Origin of the sequence: Agrobacterium sp. V1 (genome assembly GCF_030518355.1) — a bacterium.
Lineage (GTDB): Bacteria > Pseudomonadota > Alphaproteobacteria > Rhizobiales > Rhizobiaceae > Agrobacterium > Agrobacterium cucumeris.
In genome coordinates this window covers 1,244,262-1,264,942 of the sequence record NZ_JAULSF010000002.1, presented here as the reverse complement: position 1 = coordinate 1,264,942, position 20,681 = coordinate 1,244,262, and the positions used below count along the sequence as shown (strand labels likewise).

The window sequence follows — 20,681 nt, the reverse complement described above, 5'->3', positions numbered from 1 at the left end:
CGGCCTAGCCGATGGTGACGCGTACTTCGCCGTCCACCACCTGCGCCGGATAGGTCTTCAGATTCTCGCAGGCGGGAAGCCGCAGGGCTTCGCCGGTGCGGTAATCGAAGGCGCCGGAATGCTTGGGACATTCCACCTCGAAATCCATTACCAGCCCTTCGGCAAGGTGAATCGCCTCATGGGTGCACAGGCCGGCGGTGCAATAAACGCTGTCATCCGGCCCGCGATAGATCGCGTAGGTGCGTCCGGCGTGGTCGAAGCGGATCGCCCCTTCCTGTTCGATGTCGTCCAGTTTGCAGGCTGAAACCCAGCTCATTCGGCTGCCTCCCCGATGGTGTTGCGCGCCTTGCGGGCCGCGAGTTTTTCTTTGCGTTTGCGATAGCGTTCCTGCATGCGGGCCTCTCCCTCAGCCGAACCGTCGTGCCAGGTGCCGAACCACCGATCGAGCGGAATGAGGGCATCGCCGTAATTCACCTCGAAATATTTGTGGTGGAGGTAATGCGCATAGGCATGGCTATCGACCAGCTTGTCCTCGCCGACCTCGACCTTGTCGAAGCCGACATGGCCGGGGATCGCGCCGAAACCCGCATAATGCAGTTGGTAGAGCATGAGGACCGGATTGGACGGCAGGATCAGGTGATAAAAGGCCGTGCCGAAATAGAGCAGATGCTCGACCGGATGCATGGAGAGCGACGACCAGGGCGACGGGTTAACCGAATTGTGGTGGACGGAATGCACCCATTTATAAAGCAGCGGCACATGGATGAGCCGGTGAATGCAGAAGAAGTGAAATTCGTGGATGATCGGCACCACAAGCGCCACGATCGCAAGCGTCCACGGATTTTCGGCAAAGCTGAGCCAGGGGGCATAACCATTGGCATAGGCCCAAAGCATTGCCACTTCGATGGCGGTCCAGATCGTCACGCCGGAAAGGAAGGTGCGCAGGATGTTGTCGAGGTTCTGGCTCTCGAACCAGAAAGCCTTGCTCTTCTGTTCGGCGGGAAACTTGCCGTTATATTTGAAGCGGTTTTCCTGCCGCTTGAGAATATAGAGATGGAGTTCGAAACCACCGTAGAAGAGGAAAACGCAAACCGCATTGACGGCATAAAGCCAAGCGATCCAGCCGATGCCGAGCGTGACCATGGTTTCGACCGGCGGAATGACAAAGGCCCAATAGGCGACCGCCGAAAGTGCGAAGATCGCATTCCACGGGAAAAAATAATGCGGCAGCCATTTCAGCACCGCCATGAGGCGCGGCGGGAAAGCGAAGAGCGGGGCCGTTTCCACCGGCTGGTTGGGCGCCCAGTCGCCGCGCTTGTTGCGCGTTCCATATTTCAGATCGTCCATAGCGCTCTCCTTCGGGCGCCCGCTTTCGGCACGCCCGTGCAAGTTTTCACGATGAAGGAGGGCGTTCGCACGCCTTGGCCGCCCGTCGCTCCCTGCGATCTGCGGCTTTCCTCCCTGACGCAAAATTAGCAGGGAGGTTTGTGAATGCCGAAGCCTTCCTTGATCAAATCAGATCAAAGGCTCTCTGCGGTGATGGTAACGAAGCGGATGGGGGCGCTGTCGGGCTCGATATCGGTAAGACCGATCCGGCGAAGCACGAGGTCCAGCGCCCGACGGGCCTGCGCCTCGGGGGCCTGATCGAGCACGATATCCATGATGCCGTCATTCAGCGCCTTGCGCGTATAATCGGTCAATTCATGGCCGACGAAGAATATCTCGCCGCCGCGTGGGTGCCTGCGAAGAACGTCGATCAGTGCGGAATTGGCGCCGCCGACATTATAAAGGCCGGCCATGTCGGGATAGAGATCGAGCGCCATGCGCAGGGTTTCGGCGCTGTAATATTCGTCATCGCGGGTAAAACCCAGCCACTCGAAGCCATGTTCGCCGGGATGATCGCGGAAATAGTCGGAAAAGCCGCTGATACGGTCACGGTGAACCTGATAGATCGGATGGCAAAGCGCGATGACCGGGCCGGTCCGGCGCGCCATGCGGGTGATGAAATGCGCCGCCGTGCGTCCTGCGGCGCCATTGTCGATGCCGATGAATTCACCTTTTTCGGCCGAGGCACGTGTGACCACATGGACGACAGGCACGCCGCGCGCCACCACCGCCTCGACCGCGGCGCTGACCGCCGGACTGCTCGGGATGGCGAGGATCAGGCCGGCGCGGGCTTCGGCGGCGGCGATGATGCGGCTCGCCAGCTCCTCCGGCTTCATTTCCTCGGCAAAGCTGCGGTGAACGACGACAAGAGGATCGAGTGTCGCGGCAATTCTTTCGAAGGCCCTGGAAAGCCGCCGGTAAAAGGTGGTTTCGGGGCGTACCATCAGCACTTCTATGCGCAGCAGCCCGCGATGGGTTTCCGGCAAGGTGCGGGGATAGTCCAGTTCCCGTGCGGCGATGACGACCTTTTCCACGAGTTCGGCGCGAACACCGCCGCGCCCGTTCAGCACCCGCTCGACCGTTGCTGTCCCGACACCCGCGAGGCGGGCGATATCGCGATAATTCGGCCTGCTCAAATTCGGATTCCCTGCTGGTGGCGCGGCTGTCGGATTCTACCGCAGATGGATCAGGCGATGCCAAGTTTCTGCAGCCCGCATTCGCGGACAATCTCGGCAATATGGCTGAACTGCGCAGACAGCGGATTGCTCTTGCGCCACACCATGCCGATGGTGCGCGACGGGCGTGGTTCCGCCAGTCGGAAGACGGAGACCGTGGACTGGCGTGTTTCCATATCGACCGCCATCTGCGGAATAAGCGTGACGCCGATGCCGGCGCCGACCATCTGCACAAGGGTGGAGAGCGAGCTGCCCTCCATCAGGACGCGCGGTGGCGCATTGGTCGTGCTGCAGAAGGAAAGCGCCTGATTGCGGAAACAATGGCCTTCTTCAAGCAGCAGCAGGCGCATTTCGCCCAGCTTGTCGGCGCTCGGCACCGGCATGCCCGCATCCTCCATCGGCCGCACCAGAATGAATTCCTCCGAAAACAGCGGAACTTCCTCCAGCGCCGGTTCCGAGACAGGCAGGGCGACGATCGCCATGTCCAGCTTCGCCTCCAGAAGATCCTCGATGAGTTTCTGCGTCACCGCCTCGCGTGGGCGCGCCTCCAGTTCCGGATAATGCCGCGTGAGCGTCTTGATGACCTGTGGTAAAAGATAAGGCGCGACGGTGGGGATGACGCCGATGCGCAGGCGGCCGCTGAGCGGGCCCTTCCCGGCGCGCGCCAGATCCTGCAGCTCATCCACCGACCGCAGGATCGAGCGGGTGCGCTCGGCAAACTCCTCGCCAAGCGTCGTCAGCCGGATCTGGCGGCTGCCGCGTTCGACAAGCGGCGCGCCGATCAGCTCTTCCAGCTCGCGGATCTGCAGCGAAAGCGCCGGCTGGGAAATCGCGCATGCCTCCGCCGCCCGTCCGAAATGGCCGATCTTGGCGAGCGCGTCGAAATAACGAAGATGTTTCATGGAGAGCGCAATCATAAGCTCAGCATATCGCAGCCTTTAGAATATACAATTGGAAATTATGGAACCCGGCTGTTAGTCATCTTCATGACAGAAAGAAGCTGTAGCTGTGAGAGATCACCAGCGCCACCGCATGGTTTTCCCATGACCTGCCGCGGGCTCTGGCTCGGAATGCTGCACATGTCGAATTGATTATTTCGTTTAATTGTAAAACCCATCGGAGGGCGAAATGGACGCAACTTCAAAACCGGCCGGCAAGTGTCCCGTCATGCACGGAGGCAATACGGCCTCCGGTAAATCGGTAACCGAATGGTGGCCGAATGCGCTGAACCTCGACATTCTGCACCAGCACGATACCAAGACCAACCCGCTCGGCACCTCCTTCAACTATCGTGAAGCGCTGAAGACGCTCGACGTTGAGGCCCTGAAGGCCGATCTGCGCGCCCTGATGACCGACAGCCAGGAATGGTGGCCGGCCGACTGGGGCAGCTATGTCGGCATGATGGCCCGCGTCACCTGGCATGCGGCCGGTTCCTACCGCGTGACGGACGGACGTGGCGGCGCCAATACCGGCAACCAGCGTTTTGCGCCGCTCAATTCCTGGCCGGATAACGTCAACACCGACAAGGGCCGCCGCCTGCTGTGGCCGATCAAGAAGAAATACGGCAACAAGCTTTCCTGGGCCGACCTCATCGCGCTTGCCGGCACCATTGCCTATGACGTTGCCGGTCTGAAGACCTATGGCTTTGCTTTCGGCCGTGAAGATATCTGGGCGCCGGAAAAGGACACCTATTGGGGTGACGAAAAGGAATGGCTGGCGCCGAGCGATGGCCGTTACGGCGACGTGAGCAAGCCCGAGACGCTGGAAAACCCGCTTGCCGCCGTGCAGATGGGCCTCATCTACGTCAATCCGGAGGGTGTGAACGGCAAGTCCGATCCGCTGGCGACGGCGGCGCAGATGCGCGAAACCTTTGCCCGCATGGGCATGGATGACGAAGAAACCGTGGCTCTGACGGCCGGTGGTCACACCATCGGCAAGTCGCACGGCAATGGCAGTGCTGCCAACCTCAGCCCCGATCCGGAAGCCGCAGGCCCGGAATATCAGGGTCTTGGCTGGATCAACACCAAGGGCCGCGGCATTGGCCGTGACACCGTGGTATCGGGCATCGAAGGCGCCTGGACGAGCGAGCCGACCAAGTGGGACAACGGCTTCTTCGACATGCTGTTCAAGCATGAATGGACTTTGACGCACAGCCCCGCCGGTGCTTCGCAATGGGCGCCGATCACCATCGCCGAGGAAGACAAGCCTGTCGACGTCGAGGATGCTTCGATCCGCACCATCCCGATGATGACCGATGCCGATATGGCCCTGAAGGTTGATCCGATCTACCGCGAGATTTCGCTGCGGTTCAAGGACGATCAGGACCATTTCTCTGACGTCTTCGCCCGCGCCTGGTTCAAGCTGACGCATCGCGACATGGGGCCGAAGTCCCGTTACATCGGCCCGGATGTTCCGGCTGAAGACCTGATCTGGCAGGACCCGATCCCTGCCGGTTCCACGAGCTACGATGTCGCTGCCGTCAAGGCGAAGATCGCCGCTTCCGGCCTGCCGGTCGCCGATCTGGTTGCGACCGCATGGGACAGCGCCCGCACCTTCCGTGGTTCGGACAAGCGCGGCGGCGCCAATGGCGCACGCATCCGCCTCGCGCCGCAGAAGGACTGGGAAGGCAACGAGCCCACCCGTCTTTCCCGCGTCCTTTCGGTTCTCGAGACGATTGCCCGTGAAACCGGCGCGAGCATCGCGGATGTGATCGTTCTGGCCGGCAATTACGGTGTGGAACAGGCAGCGAAAGCGGCCGGCTTCGACATCGCCGTGCCTTTCGCGGCCGGCCGTGGTGACGCTTCCGCCGAGCAGACGGATGCCGACAGCTTTGCACCGCTTGAGCCGCTGGCGGATGGTTTCCGTAACTGGATCAAGAAGGACTATGTTGTCAGCCCTGAAGAACTGTTGCTCGACCGGGCGCAGCTTCTTGGTCTCACAGCGCCGGAACTGACCGTCCTCATCGGTGGCCTGCGCGTCATCGGCGCCAATTATGGCGGCGCAGCGCATGGCGTTTTCACGGACAAGCCCGGCGCGCTGACGACGGACTTCTTCGCGACGCTGACGGATATGGCCTATTCCTGGGTTCCGACCGGCAACAATCTCTACGAGATTCGTGACCGCAGGACCGGTGCGGCCAGATATACGGCGACCCGTGTCGACCTCGTAATCGGCTCAAACTCCATCCTGCGCGCCTATGCGGAAGTTTATGCGCAAGACGATAACAGGGAAAAATTCGTCCGCGACTTCATTGCCGCCTGGACGAAGGTGATGAACGCCGACCGTTTCGACCTCGTCTGAGCGGAAAAGCGACCACCCAATAAAGCAACACCTCCCCGAGCGGTCGGGGAGGTGTTTTTTTTAGGCTTGTCAAAGCATCCAAAAATCACATCAGCGGCGGTCGGAAGATGGAACCTGCCGCTCAGGGGAGGATTTTTCGCTTCTGCCCGCAGGCGTCTTGCCGCTCTTTTCATTTTCATGCGCATCGGGCCCGGCGACAATAACGCCACGGCCCTGTTCTTCGCGCTTCTTGTCTGCGAAGTCGCCCGGTTCCTTCTTGCTATCCATGACAGTCTCCCGTGTTAAATTCATCTCATGGACTTAACGGGTCCCCCGGGTCGAAGGTTCCGCGTGAGCGAATGTTTCCTTTTATAACGATCTTTGCTATTAACATGAATTGATAAGTCATGTTATTGGCGTAGGGGCGCGATGTCTGTTGCGGCGTTTGCCGCTTCCCGCGTCCCCAACCTCGGCTCGACAACCGGACGGTAACCGCATTGAGTTTCTGGCATTCCATGACCTGGCACACGGAAGGGATCAGCGTCACTGCGCCGGTCAAATGGCGCCAGTTTGACGGGCTGGTCAGCGCGTTCTGGGAGGCCGAAAGCCAGATGGGGGCGAAGGGTTATTATCTGGCCGCCGATCCCCGCATCATGATTTTCTTCAACGATGTCTCGTCACGGATCCGGATTTCCAACCGCGATGGTGAGCTTTCACAGCATTCGCGGCCGATGACGCGGGCGGTCTATGTGCCGGCCGGCGTGCCGATGTGGACGAGCAGCAATGCCACACATCGTTTTTCCCATCTCAACCTGCATATCCACAAAGACAGGCTTTTGCGATTCCTGTCGCCGGCGGTCGGTGGTTCTGCGGCCATGACGGCGTTGCGCCGTCCGGTCGAGATACAGGATATCGGTGCGGTGGAAACGCTGGCAGGCCTGCTTGTCGATGAACTGGCCGAGCCTGCCAAACATCCGCTTTATGCCGAAAGCCTTGTCGGCGGGATCGTTGCGGGGCTGCTGGATATTCCCGGCCCGACACCCGAACAGGCCAATGGCCGGCTGACGCAGGCACAGATGAACAGGCTGCTCGCCCGCGTCGAAAAGCGCGGTGACGACCGTATGACGGTTGCCGAAATGGCCGATATTGTCGGGCTTTCCGAAAGCTGGTTCTCCACCGTGTTTCGCCAGACCACGGGCAAGACACCGCTGCAATGGCAGCTGGAGCGGCGCATCAATGCCGCCCAGAAACTTCTGCTGGAAGGTGATCTGACCGTCGCCGATATCGCCGCGCAGCTCGGTTTCTCCGATCAGGCCCATCTGACCAAGGCCTTCCGTCACTCGGTGGGTGACACGCCGGCCGCCTGGCGGCGCATGCACAGGCTGCTTTGATAACGGGTCGGTCTGGTCCCGTCCACGTTCACCGTTGGCGCAATTCCACAAACGTTGCTCTACGTCATCCTCGGGCCTGTCCCGAGGATCTGCTGCCTTCTGACTTGATGCGATGTGGTTAGATCCTTGGGACAAGCCCGAGGATGACGTTTAGAGTTAGGAAATATCCATAATACTCTGAAACATATTGCAAATCTTGATTTTTACCACGTCTTGCGCAGGGTGACGGAAAACGCCCGGCCGGGATTGTAGAAGTCAGCGCCGAAACCACCATAAGCAACGTGTTTTTCGTTTAAGAGGTTGGAAACGTTGACATCCAGTGAGGCGGTCTCCTGGATTTTGTAGCTGAATGCCGCATCCACGGTGACACTGCTGCCGGTCGAGACCTTGTTGGCATTGTCGAAATAATAAGCGCCTGTGTAGCGGCCGCCGAGACCAAAGGTCATGTCGCCGAAGTGGTCGTTGCCGGCGAGCGTGTAGTTGACCCACAGCGAGGCCTGATGTTCCGGCACGAATTGCGGCCGGTTGCCGACATTGCCAGCCGTGCCGTTTTCGGTGATTTCCGCATTGAGATAGGAATAGGCCGCCGTGAGGCTGAGATTGTCGGTGACTTCCGCCTTGGCTTCCAGATCGAGACCGCGCACGCGCACTTCGCCGATCGTGGTCGGCAGGCTGGTGATCGGGCTGGTGACGGTGATGTTGTTTTTCTTCAGGTCGTAGATCGAGGCTGTGAACAGGGCGGGGAAAGCCTCCGGCCGGTATTTGATGCCAAGCTCGATCTGCTCGCCACGCTCCGGTTCAACGGTAAGGCCCGATGCTGGCACCACCGATTCGGCATAGCTGATATAGGGCGCGATCTCGTTGGTGACCTTGTAGGACACGCCGATGCGCTTGGTCAGTTCGCTGATGTCGCCGCTCGCCGTCGTGCCGTTCAGGCGGTTGGTCTGGTCGGTGTCGATCCAGTCGTTGCGCAGGCCGGCGCTGACGATCAGCCTGTCGAAGAAGGTCAGGTCCTGCTGCAGGTAGATCGCCTTGGTTTTCTGGTCCGTCAGCGAGCTGGCATAGAGCGGCACCGAGGCGGGTGCGCCGGTATAGACCGGGTTCATCCAGTTGATGCTTGGGGCCGATCCGAAGTAGTTTTTGCTGCCGGATGTGTAGTCATTATAGAAGACGCCAACGAGGCTGCGGCTTTCGACATTTTCGAAGGTCGTGTCATATTGCAGCCGTGTGTCGATCAGGAAGTTTTCGGTTTCGGTGTCGTTGCCGAAAAAGGCGCGGTTGGCGATGGTCGAACCGTTGGTCGGCGTGGATGCGATATAGGCGTAACCGAAATCGGTATTGGTCTTGCTGTAGCGCGCATTGGAACTCAGCGTGAGGCCCGAGCCGAAATCGTGGTCAAACATCACGCTGACCGAATTGCGGTTGGTGCCGCGATAATTGTAGTCCGGTTCGCCGAAGAAACGGCTCCTGTCGAAATGCGAACCGACCGGATGGCCGCCGCCGCCGGGAACGCCATCCTTGTTGAGGTGGTCGTAAACCACGGTCAGGCTGGTGACATCGGTCGGACGCCAGGTCAGGCCGCCCATGAAGAATTTCTCGTCATCGCGGGAATAGTCATATTCCGCATCGGCATTTCTGAGCTTGCCGGTCAGGCGATAGGACAGCGTGTCGTCGCTGGTAATGTTGTCGCCGAAATCAAAACCGGTCTCGGCGCGGCTGTAGGAGCCGCCGGTGACATAGGCTTCGCCGAAACGGGCGCGTTTCGGCACCTTGGTGGAATAGTTCACCGAGCCGCCGGGATCCGAGACGCCAAAGGTGGTGGAGTTGCCGCCCTTCAGCACTTCCACGCGCTCATAGGCATAGGTTTCTTCGCGCAGCGCGCCGAAAGGGCGGCCGAGCGTCAGGCCGTCGCGATAGGTATAGGCGTCGAAGCCGCGTATCTTGAAATAGTCGAAACGATCGTCGGAGCCGTAGAAATCCGTGGTCACGCCGGCGGTATATTGCAGCGCCTCTTCCACGGTCTGCACACCGCGCTGCTGCATTTCCTTGGCGGTGATGACGGAAACGGAGGCGGGCGTATCGAGAATATCGGTCGCCATCTTGCTGCCACTCGTGGTGCGGGTGGCGACAATGGACTTCTGGTCATTGTCGCCGCTGTCGATGGTGATCCGTTCCAGAACCGTGCTGACGCTTGTATTGGCAGCCTCCTGCGCCAGCAAGGGGCCGGGCAGGGTGGCGACAAGCGCCGTGCAGGCAAGCAGGGTGGCTTTCCCATGCAAATGTGGCGCGGTTTTACGGTTTTTGCCGTCGATTTCGATTTTCATTGCCAGATTCCAGAAGTTGATGCCCCGATTGCCGCTTGCACGGCCCACTCTCGAAGCGCCCAATAACTTGAGAAAGTTTGTCTGGTATTGTAACTTTTTGCGGTTTTGTACAAAACCCCGGAAATTTCACCGCTGTTCGGGCGGCATCTCTTCCTTAGGCTTGACGGGGGCATGTGAAGCTGAGAGTTCAAGTCCACTTTTGAACCTTTGAGAGCTTCGTCATGCTTCGTCCGTTCCGCTGCCTCGTGCCGGCCCTTGTGCTGTTTCTGTCGATAATCGCGCCAAATATGGCCTTGGCGGATGATGCGCCGACCTATCCCATCGTCATCAAGCACGCCTTCGGTACGACGACGATTGCGAAGAAGCCGCAGCGCGTCGCCACTGTCGCCTGGGCAAACCACGAGGTGCCGCTGGCGCTCGGCGTCGTGCCTGTCGGTTTCGCCGCCGCCAATTTCGGTGATGATGACGGCGATGGCCTCTTGCCCTGGGTGGCAAAGCAGCTCACCGAACTCAAGGCGGACAAACCGGTTCTGTTTGACGAGGGCGATGGCATCGATTTCGAGGCGGTTGCGGCAACGCAGCCGGATGTCATTCTCGCGGCCTATTCCGGTCTCAGCCAGTCTGACTACGATACGCTGAGCCAGATCGCGCCTGTGGTCGCCTATCCCGTTTCCCCCTGGGCGACGGACTGGCGCGAGATGATCCGGCTGAACAGCGCCGGCCTTGGCATGGCTGCGGAAGGTGAAGCGCTGATCAAACGCATCGAAGGCGAAATTGCCGAGGTGGTCGCTGGCCATCCGCAGCTGAAGGGCAAGTCGGCGATGTTCGTTACTCATCTCGATGCTACCAATCTCAGCGTCGTCAATTTTTACACCGCCAATGACAGCCGGGTGAAGTTCTTCGCCGATCTCGGGCTTGCCTCGCCGAAAAGCGTCGTGGAAGCAACGAAGCCGGGACAATTCGCCGCCGGCGTCAGCGCCGAGCGTGTCGATGCCTTCGATGATGTCGATATTGTCGTGACCTATGGCAGCAAGCCGCTGTTCGATGCCATGCGCGCCGATCCGCTTCTGGCTCGCATGCCCGCCGTTTCCCGCGATGCGATCGTCATGCTCGGCCGCGATCCGCTCGGTACCGCTTCCAATCCCACGCCGCTGTCGATTTCCTGGGTGCTGAAGGACTATGCCGATCTTCTGGCGAAAGCGGCGGACAAATCCTCCGGGAAACCGCAATGACAATGCCTGGGGCCGACAACGCTCCCACCCTGCCATATGCCGACCGCTCCGGCCGCAGGCGCATGTTCTGGCTTGGCATCGTGCTGGCGCTTCTCGCAGTTCTTTGTGCACTTTCGGTCGCCATCGGCACGCGTGATGTATCGCTGGCGGATATTACCGCAGCGCTTGCTGGCCGGGTTGAGACCGTTGCGGAAGCGGCCGTCGCGGTCCGCCTGCCGCGCACGGTGCTTGCGCTTCTGGCCGGGGCCGCGCTCGGTCTGGCGGGAGCCATCATGCAGGGCGTCACCCGCAATCCGCTGGCCGATCCCGGCATTCTCGGCGTGAATATGGGTGCGTCGCTCGCCGTCGTCATTGCCATCGTCTGGTTCGGCATTGCATCTTCGCAGGCCTTCATCATTGCCGCCATCATCGGTGCGGGTCTTTCGGCCGTCTTCGTTTATGTCGTCGGTTCGCTGGGGCGGGGCGGGGCCACGCCGCTGAAACTGGCGCTTGCCGGTGCCGCCACATCCGTCGCCTTCTCCTCACTGGTCATCGCCGTGGTGCTGCCGCGCAGCGATATTGCCGGAGGCATTCGCGCCTGGCAGATCGGTGGTGTCGGCGGCGCCACCTTCGAGCGCATCGAGACCGTTCTACCGTTTCTGGCTGCCGGTTTTGCCATCAGTCTGCTTTCGGCGCGCAGGCTGAATTCGCTGGCGCTGGGTGACGAGCTCGCCGCCGGCCTTGGTGAAAATGTCGCTGTCGCCAGAGCCGTGGCCTCCTTAGGCGCCATTCTGCTCTGCGGTGCGGCCACAGCCATCTGCGGGCCAATCGGCTTTGTCGGGCTGGTGGTGCCGCATCTGTGCCGCCTGCTTGTCGGTGTCGACAATCGCTGGCTGCTGCCGTTTTCAGCGCTCGGCGGCGCCTGCCTGCTGCTTGCCGCCGATATTGTCGGCCGCATCGTCGCGCGGCCGTCCGAACTCGATGTCGGCATCGTCACCGCGCTGGTCGGCGCACCGTTCTTCATCTGGATCGTCAGACGCCAGCGGGTGCGTGAATTATGACCATGCACACTGCCGTCATCGACACACTGGTCTTGAACCGCCAGACCCGCCAGCACCGGCGCCGCCTTGTCATTGCCGTCCTGTCGCTGCTGCTGATTGCCGCATTCGCCCTGACGCTTATGCTGGGGCAATCCTTTACGCCGCCCGGTGAGGTGATCCGCGTCTTGGCTGGCGAGGATATTGCTGGTGTCAGCTTCACCGTCGGGCAATTGCGCCTGCCGCGAGCGCTGCTTTCGGTGCTGGCCGGGCTGAGCTTCGGGCTGGGCGGTGTTGCCTTTCAGATCATGCTGCGCAACCCGCTTGCCAGTCCCGATATTATCGGCATCAGTTCCGGCGCGAGCGCTGCCGCCGTCTTCGCCATCGTCGTGCTGCAGCTGAACGGGCCGCTTGTCTCGGTCTTTGCTGTCATCGCCGGTCTTGGCATAGCGCTGTTGGTCTATCTCCTGTCCTTCCGCAACGGCGTGGCAGGAACACGGCTCATCCTTGTCGGCATCGGCGTTTCTGCCATGCTCGAAAGCTTCATCGCCTATATTCTCTCCGTCGCGCCCGCCTGGACGCTGCAGGAGGCGATGCGCTGGCTGACGGGCAGTGTCAACGGCGCCAAACTTGCCCAGACGTCGCCGCTGCTCATCGCGCTCATCCTGTTCGGCGGGCTGCTCATCAGCCGCGCGCGTGATCTCGAGGCGTTGCGGCTCGGTGATGATGCCGCGGCTGCACTCGGCGTGCGGGTTGGGAAAACGCGGATCATCGTCATCATCGCCGCCGTGGGCATGATCGCTTTCGCAACGGCTGTCTCGGGACCTATCGCCTTTGTCGCTTTCCTGTCGGGGCCGATTGCCGCGCGTATCGTCGGCAGCGACGGCTCGCTGCTCGTTCCCGCCGCACTTGTCGGCGCCGTACTGGTGCTGGTTGGGGATTATTGCGGCCAGTTCCTGCTGCCGGGTCGATACCCGGTCGGCGTCGTTACCGGCGCGCTGGGCGCGCCCTATCTGATTTACCTTATCGTGCGGGTCAACCGCAGCGGAGGCTCGTTATGACCGGCCACTCCCTTTCCGTAAACGGCCTTTCGGCTGGCTACGGCGAAACCCTCATCATCGAAGGGCTCGATCTCGTTGTTCCGCGCGGCAGGATCACGGTCATCGTCGGCGCCAATGCCTGCGGCAAGTCCACACTTCTCCGCAGCATGTCGCGGCTGATCACGCCACGCGCCGGGCAAGTCCTGCTCGATGGCAAGTCGATCCACCGGCTTCCGTCAAAGGAACTGGCGCAGCGTATGGGTCTCCTGCCGCAATCGCCGATCGCGCCGGAGGGCATTGTTGTTGCTGATCTCGTCAGTCGTGGCCGACATCCTCATCATGGAATGTTCGCCCGCTGGTCGCGGCAGGATGACGAGGCGGTTGCCGCAGCCCTTGTCGCCACCGATACGGTTGATCTTGCCGAGCGGCCGGTGGATGAACTGTCGGGCGGCCAGCGGCAACGCGTCTGGATCGCCATGGCGCTTGCCCAGCAGGCCGATATATTGCTGCTGGACGAGCCCACAACCTTTTTGGATATCAGCCATCAGGTCGAAGTGCTGGATCTTCTTACTGACCTTAACCACGCCCGGGAGACCACCATCGTCATGGTGCTGCACGATCTCAATCTCGCAGCCCGTTATGCCGATCATCTCGTGGCCATGAGGGACGGAAAGCTGCATGTCTGCGGCACGCCGGAAGAGGTGCTGACGGAAGAGAATGTGCGCCACGTCTTCGGCATCGAAAGCCGGGTCATCGAAGATCCGACCTCCGGCAAGCCGATGATGTTGCCGATCGGGCGGCACCGGGTGGTGGTAGCGTGAAATAGCATCAGCGATTGCTAGATCAAGGCCAGGCCGCATAGGATGGCGGCGGCACGTTCTGCATCCGCATTGCGGCCCGACGGAAACGTCCGGGGGACGTGCCCTCGTTGCGGGTGAAGAAGCGATTGAAATAGCCGGGGTCCTGAAACCCCAATCGAAACGCGATTTCAGCAACTTGCAGTGATGAGTTGAGAAGAAGGTCGCGCGCTTCGGACAGCAGTTCCCGGTGAATATAGGCCTGCGGCGAAAGCCCCGTGGCCTTGCGCACCGCAAATCCCAGGCGTTCACGGTTCACGCTCAGATATCTGGCATAATCATCCACGCCCCATTGGTCGCGTTTGTGCTGGCTCACCAGCAGGACGAACCGTTCGGTGAGGCTGCCAGGGGTGGAGATGGCGGCGGCCATATCGGCGATGGCGTGCTGGCAGATGCGGATGAGGGTAACACAGAGCAGGCTGGCGATGATCGTGTCCGAACCGGTTGTTGCGCGAATATTCTCGCTGGCGATGGTCTCGAGATAACCCGCCAGCTCCTGCCGGTCCTTTTCCGCTGGCACCTGCGTCAGAACACGCTGCAATATGTTGCGCACGGCGCTGGCGCTCGTGCCGGTGGGCATCGCATGGGCAAGCCCGATTTCGCTCGTCCTCAGCAGCGATCCACGGCTTCCAGCATTCAGGCGCAGGCGGCCGGCGGGGCCGATGGGCAGCCAGACGAGCCCCGGTGCTACGACCGGCAGCGTCTTTTCACCCTGTATGATTTCCGCTTCCCCGGCGGAAAGGAGAAGCAGATGGGCGCTGTCCGATTCCAGTCGGAATTCGGATATGCGCAGCGTCGAGGCTAGGGTGCGTGCCGTGATCTCCACGCGATTGCCAGCAATCTGGCTTTGCAGCGACATTCAACCTCCAAAAGTACAATAATGCGCTACACTAGTGCATTTTATATGCGGCTGTCATTGCTAAACTTTGATCAGCGCAGGGGAAAGCCTTGAGGAGAACGGCAACCCCGATAAGGCGCTTTGGGAGGAACATCATGAATAGTCTGAAGCGCAGAACGCTGTTCTGCCTGCTCTCCGGTGCTGCCCTGTCGGCGGTATCTTTCGGTTTTGCCAATGCGCAGGACCGCACATCGGTGAAGATCGGTTATGCCGTTTCAAAAAGCGGCGCCAATGCCACGGGTGCTGGCATCACCACCATTCCAAACTACAAATTATGGGTGAAGGAGGTCAACGATGCCGGCGGCCTCACTTTGCCGGATGGCAAGCGCCTGCCGGTGGAAGTGGTCGAATATGACGACCGTTCCTCGGCCGAGGATGCGGTGCGGTTCACCGAGCGTCTGGCCAGCCAGGACAAGGTCGATTTTATTCTGCCGCCCTGGGGAACGGGCTTCAATCTGGCCGTCGCACCGCTTTATGAGCGTTTCGGTTATCCGCAGCTTGCGGTCACAGGCGTGACCGACAAGGCGCCCGAATTTGCCGCGCGCTGGAAAAAGAGCTTCTGGATGCTGGGCGGCGGCCATGATTATGCCAATGCACTGGCCGACGTTTTGAAAGCCGCACGCGAGGCCGGCCAGATCAACGACAAGGTCGCGGTGATTTCCGTGGCTGACGGTTTCGGCATCGATCTCATCAAGGCTGCGCGACCGGCGCTGAAGGAAGCGGGTTTCACACTCGCCTACGACAAGACCTATCCGGTTGGCACTTCGGATTTCGCAGCACTTGTGAACGAGGCGGCGGCGAGCGGTGCCGACAGCTTCATCGCCTTTTCCTATCCGCCCGACAGTTTTGCGGTGACGAAACAGGCGCAGACGGCCCGGTTTAACCCGAAGGTTCTTTATGTCGGCGTCGGCGGTGCTTTCCCGATCTTCCCGAAGGTCTCCGATGGCAAGCAGGAAGGCGTGATCAGCATCGGCGGCGTTGATGGCAGCAGCGACAGGATCGAGGATTATTTCAAGCGCCACGAGGCCTTTATCGGCGCCAAGCCGGACAGCTGGGCAAGCGCCATCACCTATGCGAGCCTCGAAATGCTGGCCCAGTCCGTTCAACGCGTCGGCCTCGACAAGGCGGCGGTCGCAAATGAACTTTCGACGGGAAGCTTCGACACCGTCATCGGCCCGGTCAGGCTCGAGGACAACCAGCTTCGGCAGCTCTGGTGGGCGGGACAATGGCAAGGTGACCGCTTTGTGGCGATTGCACCGGCAGACCGTTCAGGCGCGGCAAAGCCGATCATTCCGAAGCCGCAATGGTGAGCCTTTGCCGGCCGGGGCCGTGAACCCCGGCCGGCAGGCTTCGGCCATGTTCCAGACTGGAGACATTCCCTTGTTTTTATCCACCCTCATCTTCGGCTTGATGCTGGGAGGGACCTATGCGCTGATCGCGCTTGGACTTTCGCTGCAATATGGCATTGCCCGCATCATGAACCTTGCTTATGGCGAAGTGCTGATTGCGGCTGCCTTCATCGCCTTCGTGCTGTTTTCCAGCTATGGCCTGTCGCCGCTCTGGTCGCTGTTCATCATCGTGCCGCTCGGTTACGCCCTGTCTTTCGCGATCTATCGGGTCATGATGCGGCCGCTGGTGCGCCGTTCGGGCGGTTCCAGCCGTCTGGAAGTCGATTCCATTCTGGCGACCTTCGGGCTGCTCTTCGTTATCCAGGGCATCATGCTCGTGGTGTTTGGCGGCAACTACCATTCCTATTCCTATCTCGCTGAAGGTGTCGACATCTTCGGCACGACCGTGGCACTCAACCGGCTGCTGTCCTTCGGCCTGTCGGTCGCGATTGGCGGCGGGCTTTATCTGGCGCTCACCCACAGCCGCTGGGGCCTCAACCTTCGGGCGGTGGCGCTTGCGCCCAAATCTGCGCCGCTGGTTGGCATTGATGTGAACCGTGTGGCCTCGATCGGCTTTGCCCTTGGCGGCGCACTCGCGGTGGCAGGCGGGGTGATGATCTCGATGTACCAGACCTTTTCCGCCTCCTATGGCGTGGTCTTCACCATGAAGGCGCTTGTCGTCGTCATCATGGGCGGTGTCGGCAATCTGCTTGGCGCGCTGGTGGCCGGCCTGCTGCTCGGCCTCGTGGAAACCTTCGTGCTCGTTTATGTCGATCCAGGCCTCACGCTTGCCGCCACCTATCTGCTTTTCCTCGTGGTGCTGCTCTGGCGTCCGGAAGGCATTTTCGCAAGGAGGGGCAAATGATCCCGCCTCTCATCAGCCTTGCCGCAGCTGCGCTGCTGGCGCTTTCGCCCTTCTTTTTCGATGCCTATGGCGTCGGCGTCATCATCGGCCTGCTGGGCTATGCGACGCTCGCTTCCGCCTGGGCGATGTTCTCCGGCCCGACCCGCTATATTTCGCTCGCCACCGTCGCCTTCTTCGGTGTTGGGGCCTATACGGTCGCGGTGCTGAGCGAGGTTTTGCCATGGCCGCTGGTGCTTCTGTGCGCGGCCCTTGTCGGCGCGGCGCTGGCGCTTGTCGTCGGGCTTTCCACACTGCGCGTCGCCGGCATTTATTTCGTGATCTTTTCCTTCGGCCTTGCCGAACTCATCCGCCAGCTCATCACCTGGTATGAGGTGAATGTGACCGGCACGCTCGGGCGCTATATCTTCCTGCCGCTGGAGCCGCAGCATGTGCTCTGGCAATTGCTGGCGCTGGCTGTCATCACCCTTCTGCTGGTGATCCTGATTGACCGCAGCAAGCTCGGACTGGCATTGAAGGCAATCGGTGACGACGAGGTCGTGGCCGCCCATGCGGGCATCAATCTCGCCCGCACCAAGCTGACGCTCTTCGTGCTTTCCGCCACGATCATCACGCTTGTCGGCGCCATTCAAGCCCCGCGCTGGGTCTATATCGAGCCGGCCATCGTCTTTAATCCGCAGGTATCGTTCCTCACCGTCATCATGGCGTTGCTTGGCGGAGCCACACGCCGCTGGGGGCCCATTCTCGGTGCGGTGCCGCTGTTCCTGCTGTTCGAGTGGCTGGGCGCCAACTTCCCCAATCATTTTTCCATCATTCTCGGCGCTCTCTTCATCCTCATCGTCTTTGTTCTGCCGGATGGCGTGCTGGCGGCACTGGAGAAGTTGCGCAAAAAGGAGAAAGCCGCATGAGCGCCGTTCTCGAAATCACCGATATCCGCAAGACCTTCGGCGGGCTGAAGGCGGTGGATGGCCTTGGCCTCACAATCGAGGCCGGCGAAGTTGTCGGGCTGCTCGGGCCGAACGGCTCCGGCAAGACGACGCTGATGAACCTGATTTCCGGGGCGCTGAAGCCCACCGAAGGGTCGATCCGGCTCAAAGGGCAGGAGATTGCCGGCAAGCGGCCGGATGTGATTGCGCGCGCCGGCGTGGCGCGCACCTTCCAGCTGGTGCGGCTTTTGCCGTCGCTTTCCCTGCTTGAAAACGTTGCCGTATCGGCCATGTTCGGGCCGAAGCGGCTTTCGCGTCCCGATGCGGAGAAGGTCGCACGGGCCTGCCTCGAAAGAATAGGTCTTGCCGGGCGGGACACCATGCCGGCCGGCGATCTCACCTATATCGACCAGAAACGCCTTGAACTGGCGCGTGCGCTGGCGGGCGAACCGAAGCTTCTGCTTCTCGACGAATGGCTTGCGGGCCTCAACCCCACGGAGCTGCAGGAAGGAATAGCGCTGATCCGGCGGCTGGCATCGCAGGGTACGACGATCCTGCTGGTCGAACATATCATGGCCGCCGTGCGCGCACTCTGCCCGCGATCCGTGGTCATGGCGGCTGGTCGCAAGATCGCCGATGGGCCGACGGCCGTGGTGCTTGATGATCCGCAGGTCATTTCCGCCTATCTGGGAGCGGCACATGCTTGAAATAGACGCACTGACAATCCGTTACGGCAAACATCTCGCGGTTGACGGCATATCGCTCAATGTCGCCAAGGGCGAAACGGTGGTGCTGCTTGGCGCCAATGGCGCCGGCAAGTCATCACTGCTGAAAGCGGTCGGCGGCATGGTGGCTCCGGCCTCCGGAGACGTGCGCGTCAACGGTTCGTCGCTTGCCGCTGTCCCCGCCCATCAGATCGTGGAGCGGGGCGTGGCGCTGGTGCCGGAGGGGCGCGGAATTTTCGCGGCGCTGACGGTGGAGGACAATCTCCGTCTCGGGGCCAATCCCTGCCATGCCCGTTCAGCGGAAAAGGCGACACGAGAGCATATTTTCACACTGTTTCCCCGCCTTGCGGAGCGGCGGCAGCAGCTTGCCGGCACCATGTCCGGCGGCGAACAGCAGATGGTCGCCATCGGGCGGGCTTTGATGTCGGCGCCGGATTATCTGCTGCTGGATGAGCCGAGCCTTGGCCTTGCGCCCATCGTCACGCAGGAACTTTTTGCCGCCCTGGCGGAGATCAAGAAGAGCGGCCTTTCCATTCTGCTTGTGGAGCAGAATGTGCGCGAAAGCCTTGCGCTTGCCGATCGCGGTTATTTGCTGGAAGCAGGACGGATCGTCGGGGCAGGCACGGCGCAAGCCCTGTCCGCCGATCCAGCCGTGCAACGGGCGTTTCTCGGCGGCACCACCGCCGCCATTGTCTGAACTCAGGAGAAAGACCATGCAGACTGTCAATCTTTTCATCGGCGGCGATCATTGCCCGGCCGCGAGCGGCAAGCGTTTCGAACGCAGCAACCCCATTACCGGCGATGTGGCGACCAGTGCGGCGGCAGCAACGGTGGAGGACGCCACCCGTGCGGCCGATGCCGCGGCCGCTGCCTTTCCCGTCTGGTCGGCAACCCCGCCGGGTGAACGCCGCCGCCTGCTTCTGGCTGCCGCGCAGGCGCTCCTCGCCGCCGGGCCTGACATTACCCAGGCGATGAAGGAAGAAATTGGCGCAACCGATGCCTGGGCCGGGTTCAACGTCAAACTGGCGAGCGACATGCTGGTCGAGGCGGCAAGCCTGACCACCCAGATCAAGGGCGAGATCATCCCCTCCAACCGTCCGGGAACCATGGCGATGGCGCTGCGTCAGCCGGCCGGCGTTGTCCTGTCCATGGCGCCGTGGAATGCGCCTGTTATTCTCGGTGTGCGCTCCATCGCCACGCCACTTGCCTGCGGCAATACGGTTGTCATGAAGACTTCGGAACTCTGCCCGCGCACCCATGCGCTGATCATCGAGGCGATCGCTTCCGCCGGTCTGCCCAAGGGCGTGCTCAACGCCGTCTCCAATGCGCCGGAAGATGCGGCAAAGATCGTCGATACGCTGATCGCGCATCCCGCCGTCAGACGCGTGAATTTCACCGGCTCGACCCGCGTCGGCCGGGTGATTGCCGAAACCGCCGGCCGTTATCTGAAACCCGCTTTGCTGGAGCTTGGTGGCAAGGCGCCGTTCATCGTGCTTGATGACGCCGATATCGATGCGGCTGTCGGGGCCGCAGCCTTCGGCGCTTATATGAACCAGGGCCAGATCTGCATGTCGACGGAGCGCATCATCGTGCTCGACAGCGTTGCCGATACATTTGTCGAGGCCTTTGCCAAAAAGGCTTCGAGCCTCACGGCCGGCGATCCGCGTGAGGGCAAAACACCGCTCGGCTCGCTGGTCAGCGCCGAAGCGACATCGCGCATCCGGGCGCTGGTGGATGATGCCGTCTCCAAGGGTGCGCGGCTGGTCGCGGGCGGCGGCGGCAATGGCACGATGGTGGATGCGATCGCCGTCGATGGCGTCACGCCCGCCATGCGGCTTTATGCCGAGGAAAGCTTCGGTCCCGTCGTCTCCATCATCCGGGCCGGCAGCATCGATGAGGCGGTGAGCGTCGCCAACGAAACCGAGTTCGGTCTTTCCGCGGCGATTTTCGGCAGGGATCAGGCACGGGCGCTTGCCATTGCCGCCCGCATCGAAAGCGGCATATGCCACATCAACGGCCCGACTGTTCACGATGAGGCGCAGATGCCTTTCGGCGGCGTCAAGGCCTCCGGATACGGCCGTTTTGGCGGCACGGCGGGCATTGCGGAATTCACCGAGCTGCGCTGGGTCACGCTGCAGGACGGGCCGCTGCATTATCCCATCTGAACCGCAAACGGTACAGG

Annotated in this window: 19 protein-coding genes; 12 read left to right on the top strand and 7 right to left on the bottom strand. The window is 61.2% G+C overall.

The annotated features are described in order from the left end of the window. Positions 1–4: 4 nt before the first annotated feature. From QSV77_RS19705 to QSV77_RS19690, 4 genes are all read right to left on the bottom strand, one after another. Positions 5–316: a MocE family 2Fe-2S type ferredoxin gene (locus QSV77_RS19705; protein ID WP_065116896.1), complete on the bottom strand. Its 312-nt coding sequence runs from the start codon at positions 314–316 to the stop codon at positions 5–7. After that, positions 313–1,347, bottom strand: a complete 1,035-nt coding sequence (locus QSV77_RS19700; RefSeq protein ID WP_302734764.1) for a sterol desaturase family protein — start codon at positions 1,345–1,347, stop codon at positions 313–315. Before QSV77_RS19700 ends, QSV77_RS19705 begins: the two co-directional genes overlap by 4 nt. A 173-nt stretch (positions 1,348–1,520) precedes the next feature. Continuing rightward, on the bottom strand, positions 1,521–2,522 hold the full coding sequence (locus tag QSV77_RS19695; RefSeq protein ID WP_302734763.1) for a LacI family DNA-binding transcriptional regulator: 1,002 nt from the start codon (positions 2,520–2,522) through the stop codon (positions 1,521–1,523). Between the two features lie 50 nt (positions 2,523–2,572). Then, positions 2,573–3,478: a hydrogen peroxide-inducible genes activator gene (locus QSV77_RS19690; RefSeq protein ID WP_142857849.1), complete on the bottom strand. Its 906-nt coding sequence runs from the start codon at positions 3,476–3,478 to the stop codon at positions 2,573–2,575. Positions 3,479–3,689: 211 nt separating this feature from the next. Between QSV77_RS19690 and katG the strand changes: the two genes are divergently transcribed. Continuing rightward, entirely contained in the window at positions 3,690–5,861 is a 2,172-nt protein-coding gene (gene katG, locus QSV77_RS19685; RefSeq protein WP_302734762.1) for a catalase/peroxidase HPI, read from the top strand. Between the two features lie 90 nt (positions 5,862–5,951). Here katG and QSV77_RS19680 read toward each other — a convergent pair whose 3' ends face one another. Further along, a complete protein-coding gene (locus tag QSV77_RS19680; protein WP_142841919.1) occupies positions 5,952–6,128 on the bottom strand; it encodes a hypothetical protein in 177 nt (58 codons plus the stop codon). 209 nt (positions 6,129–6,337) lie between these two features. On the opposite strand from QSV77_RS19680, the gene QSV77_RS19675 reads away from it, so the two are divergent. Continuing rightward, complete coding sequence (locus QSV77_RS19675; protein WP_302734761.1) at positions 6,338–7,231, top strand: AraC family transcriptional regulator; 894 nt, start codon at positions 6,338–6,340, stop codon at positions 7,229–7,231. A 203-nt stretch (positions 7,232–7,434) separates the two neighbouring features. Here QSV77_RS19675 and QSV77_RS19670 read toward each other — a convergent pair whose 3' ends face one another. After that, a complete protein-coding gene (locus tag QSV77_RS19670; RefSeq protein ID WP_302734760.1) occupies positions 7,435–9,555 on the bottom strand; it encodes a TonB-dependent siderophore receptor in 2,121 nt (706 codons plus the stop codon). Positions 9,556–9,776: 221 nt separating this feature from the next. Between QSV77_RS19670 and QSV77_RS19665 the strand changes: the two genes are divergently transcribed. From QSV77_RS19665 to QSV77_RS19650, 4 genes are all read left to right on the top strand, one after another. After that, complete coding sequence (locus tag QSV77_RS19665; protein ID WP_302734759.1) at positions 9,777–10,787, top strand: iron-siderophore ABC transporter substrate-binding protein; 1,011 nt, start codon at positions 9,777–9,779, stop codon at positions 10,785–10,787. 62 nt (positions 10,788–10,849) lie between these two features. Further along, positions 10,850–11,827: an iron ABC transporter permease gene (locus QSV77_RS19660; RefSeq protein WP_302735278.1), complete on the top strand. Its 978-nt coding sequence runs from the start codon at positions 10,850–10,852 to the stop codon at positions 11,825–11,827. After that, positions 11,824–12,864: an iron chelate uptake ABC transporter family permease subunit gene (locus tag QSV77_RS19655; protein ID WP_302734758.1), complete on the top strand. Its 1,041-nt coding sequence runs from the start codon at positions 11,824–11,826 to the stop codon at positions 12,862–12,864. The genes QSV77_RS19660 and QSV77_RS19655 overlap by 4 nt, the downstream gene beginning before the upstream one ends. Further along, positions 12,861–13,664, top strand: coding sequence for an ABC transporter ATP-binding protein (locus QSV77_RS19650; protein ID WP_302734757.1), 804 nt, complete (start codon positions 12,861–12,863; stop codon positions 13,662–13,664). The genes QSV77_RS19655 and QSV77_RS19650 overlap by 4 nt, the downstream gene beginning before the upstream one ends. A gap of 22 nt (positions 13,665–13,686) precedes the next feature. Here the strand turns inward: QSV77_RS19650 and QSV77_RS19645 are convergent, their stop codons facing one another. Further along, positions 13,687–14,559 (bottom strand): helix-turn-helix transcriptional regulator, encoded by an 873-nt coding sequence (locus QSV77_RS19645; RefSeq protein ID WP_302734756.1) that lies wholly within the window; start codon positions 14,557–14,559, stop codon positions 13,687–13,689. Between the two features lie 134 nt (positions 14,560–14,693). Between QSV77_RS19645 and QSV77_RS19640 the strand changes: the two genes are divergently transcribed. The 6 genes from QSV77_RS19640 (at position 14,694) to QSV77_RS19615 (ending at position 20,664) form a co-directional block, all read left to right on the top strand. Next, entirely contained in the window at positions 14,694–15,908 is a 1,215-nt protein-coding gene (locus tag QSV77_RS19640) for an amino acid ABC transporter substrate-binding protein (RefSeq protein ID WP_302734755.1), read from the top strand. Positions 15,909–15,978: 70 nt separating this feature from the next. Then, positions 15,979–16,851 carry a branched-chain amino acid ABC transporter permease gene (locus QSV77_RS19635; protein ID WP_302734754.1) on the top strand — a complete coding sequence of 291 codons (873 nt, stop codon included), beginning with the start codon at positions 15,979–15,981 and terminating at the stop codon, positions 16,849–16,851. Next, positions 16,848–17,756: a branched-chain amino acid ABC transporter permease gene (locus tag QSV77_RS19630; protein WP_302734753.1), complete on the top strand. Its 909-nt coding sequence runs from the start codon at positions 16,848–16,850 to the stop codon at positions 17,754–17,756. Before QSV77_RS19635 ends, QSV77_RS19630 begins: the two co-directional genes overlap by 4 nt. Further along, entirely contained in the window at positions 17,753–18,481 is a 729-nt protein-coding gene (locus QSV77_RS19625) for an ABC transporter ATP-binding protein (protein ID WP_302734752.1), read from the top strand. Before QSV77_RS19630 ends, QSV77_RS19625 begins: the two co-directional genes overlap by 4 nt. After that, the gene (locus QSV77_RS19620) at positions 18,474–19,196 is read left to right on the top strand and encodes an ABC transporter ATP-binding protein (RefSeq protein ID WP_142841933.1); all 723 of its coding nucleotides are present in this window, start codon (positions 18,474–18,476) and stop codon (positions 19,194–19,196) included. Before QSV77_RS19625 ends, QSV77_RS19620 begins: the two co-directional genes overlap by 8 nt. A gap of 16 nt (positions 19,197–19,212) precedes the next feature. Beyond that, positions 19,213–20,664, top strand: coding sequence for an aldehyde dehydrogenase (locus QSV77_RS19615; protein WP_302734751.1), 1,452 nt, complete (start codon positions 19,213–19,215; stop codon positions 20,662–20,664). Positions 20,665–20,681: the final 17 nt, after the last annotated feature.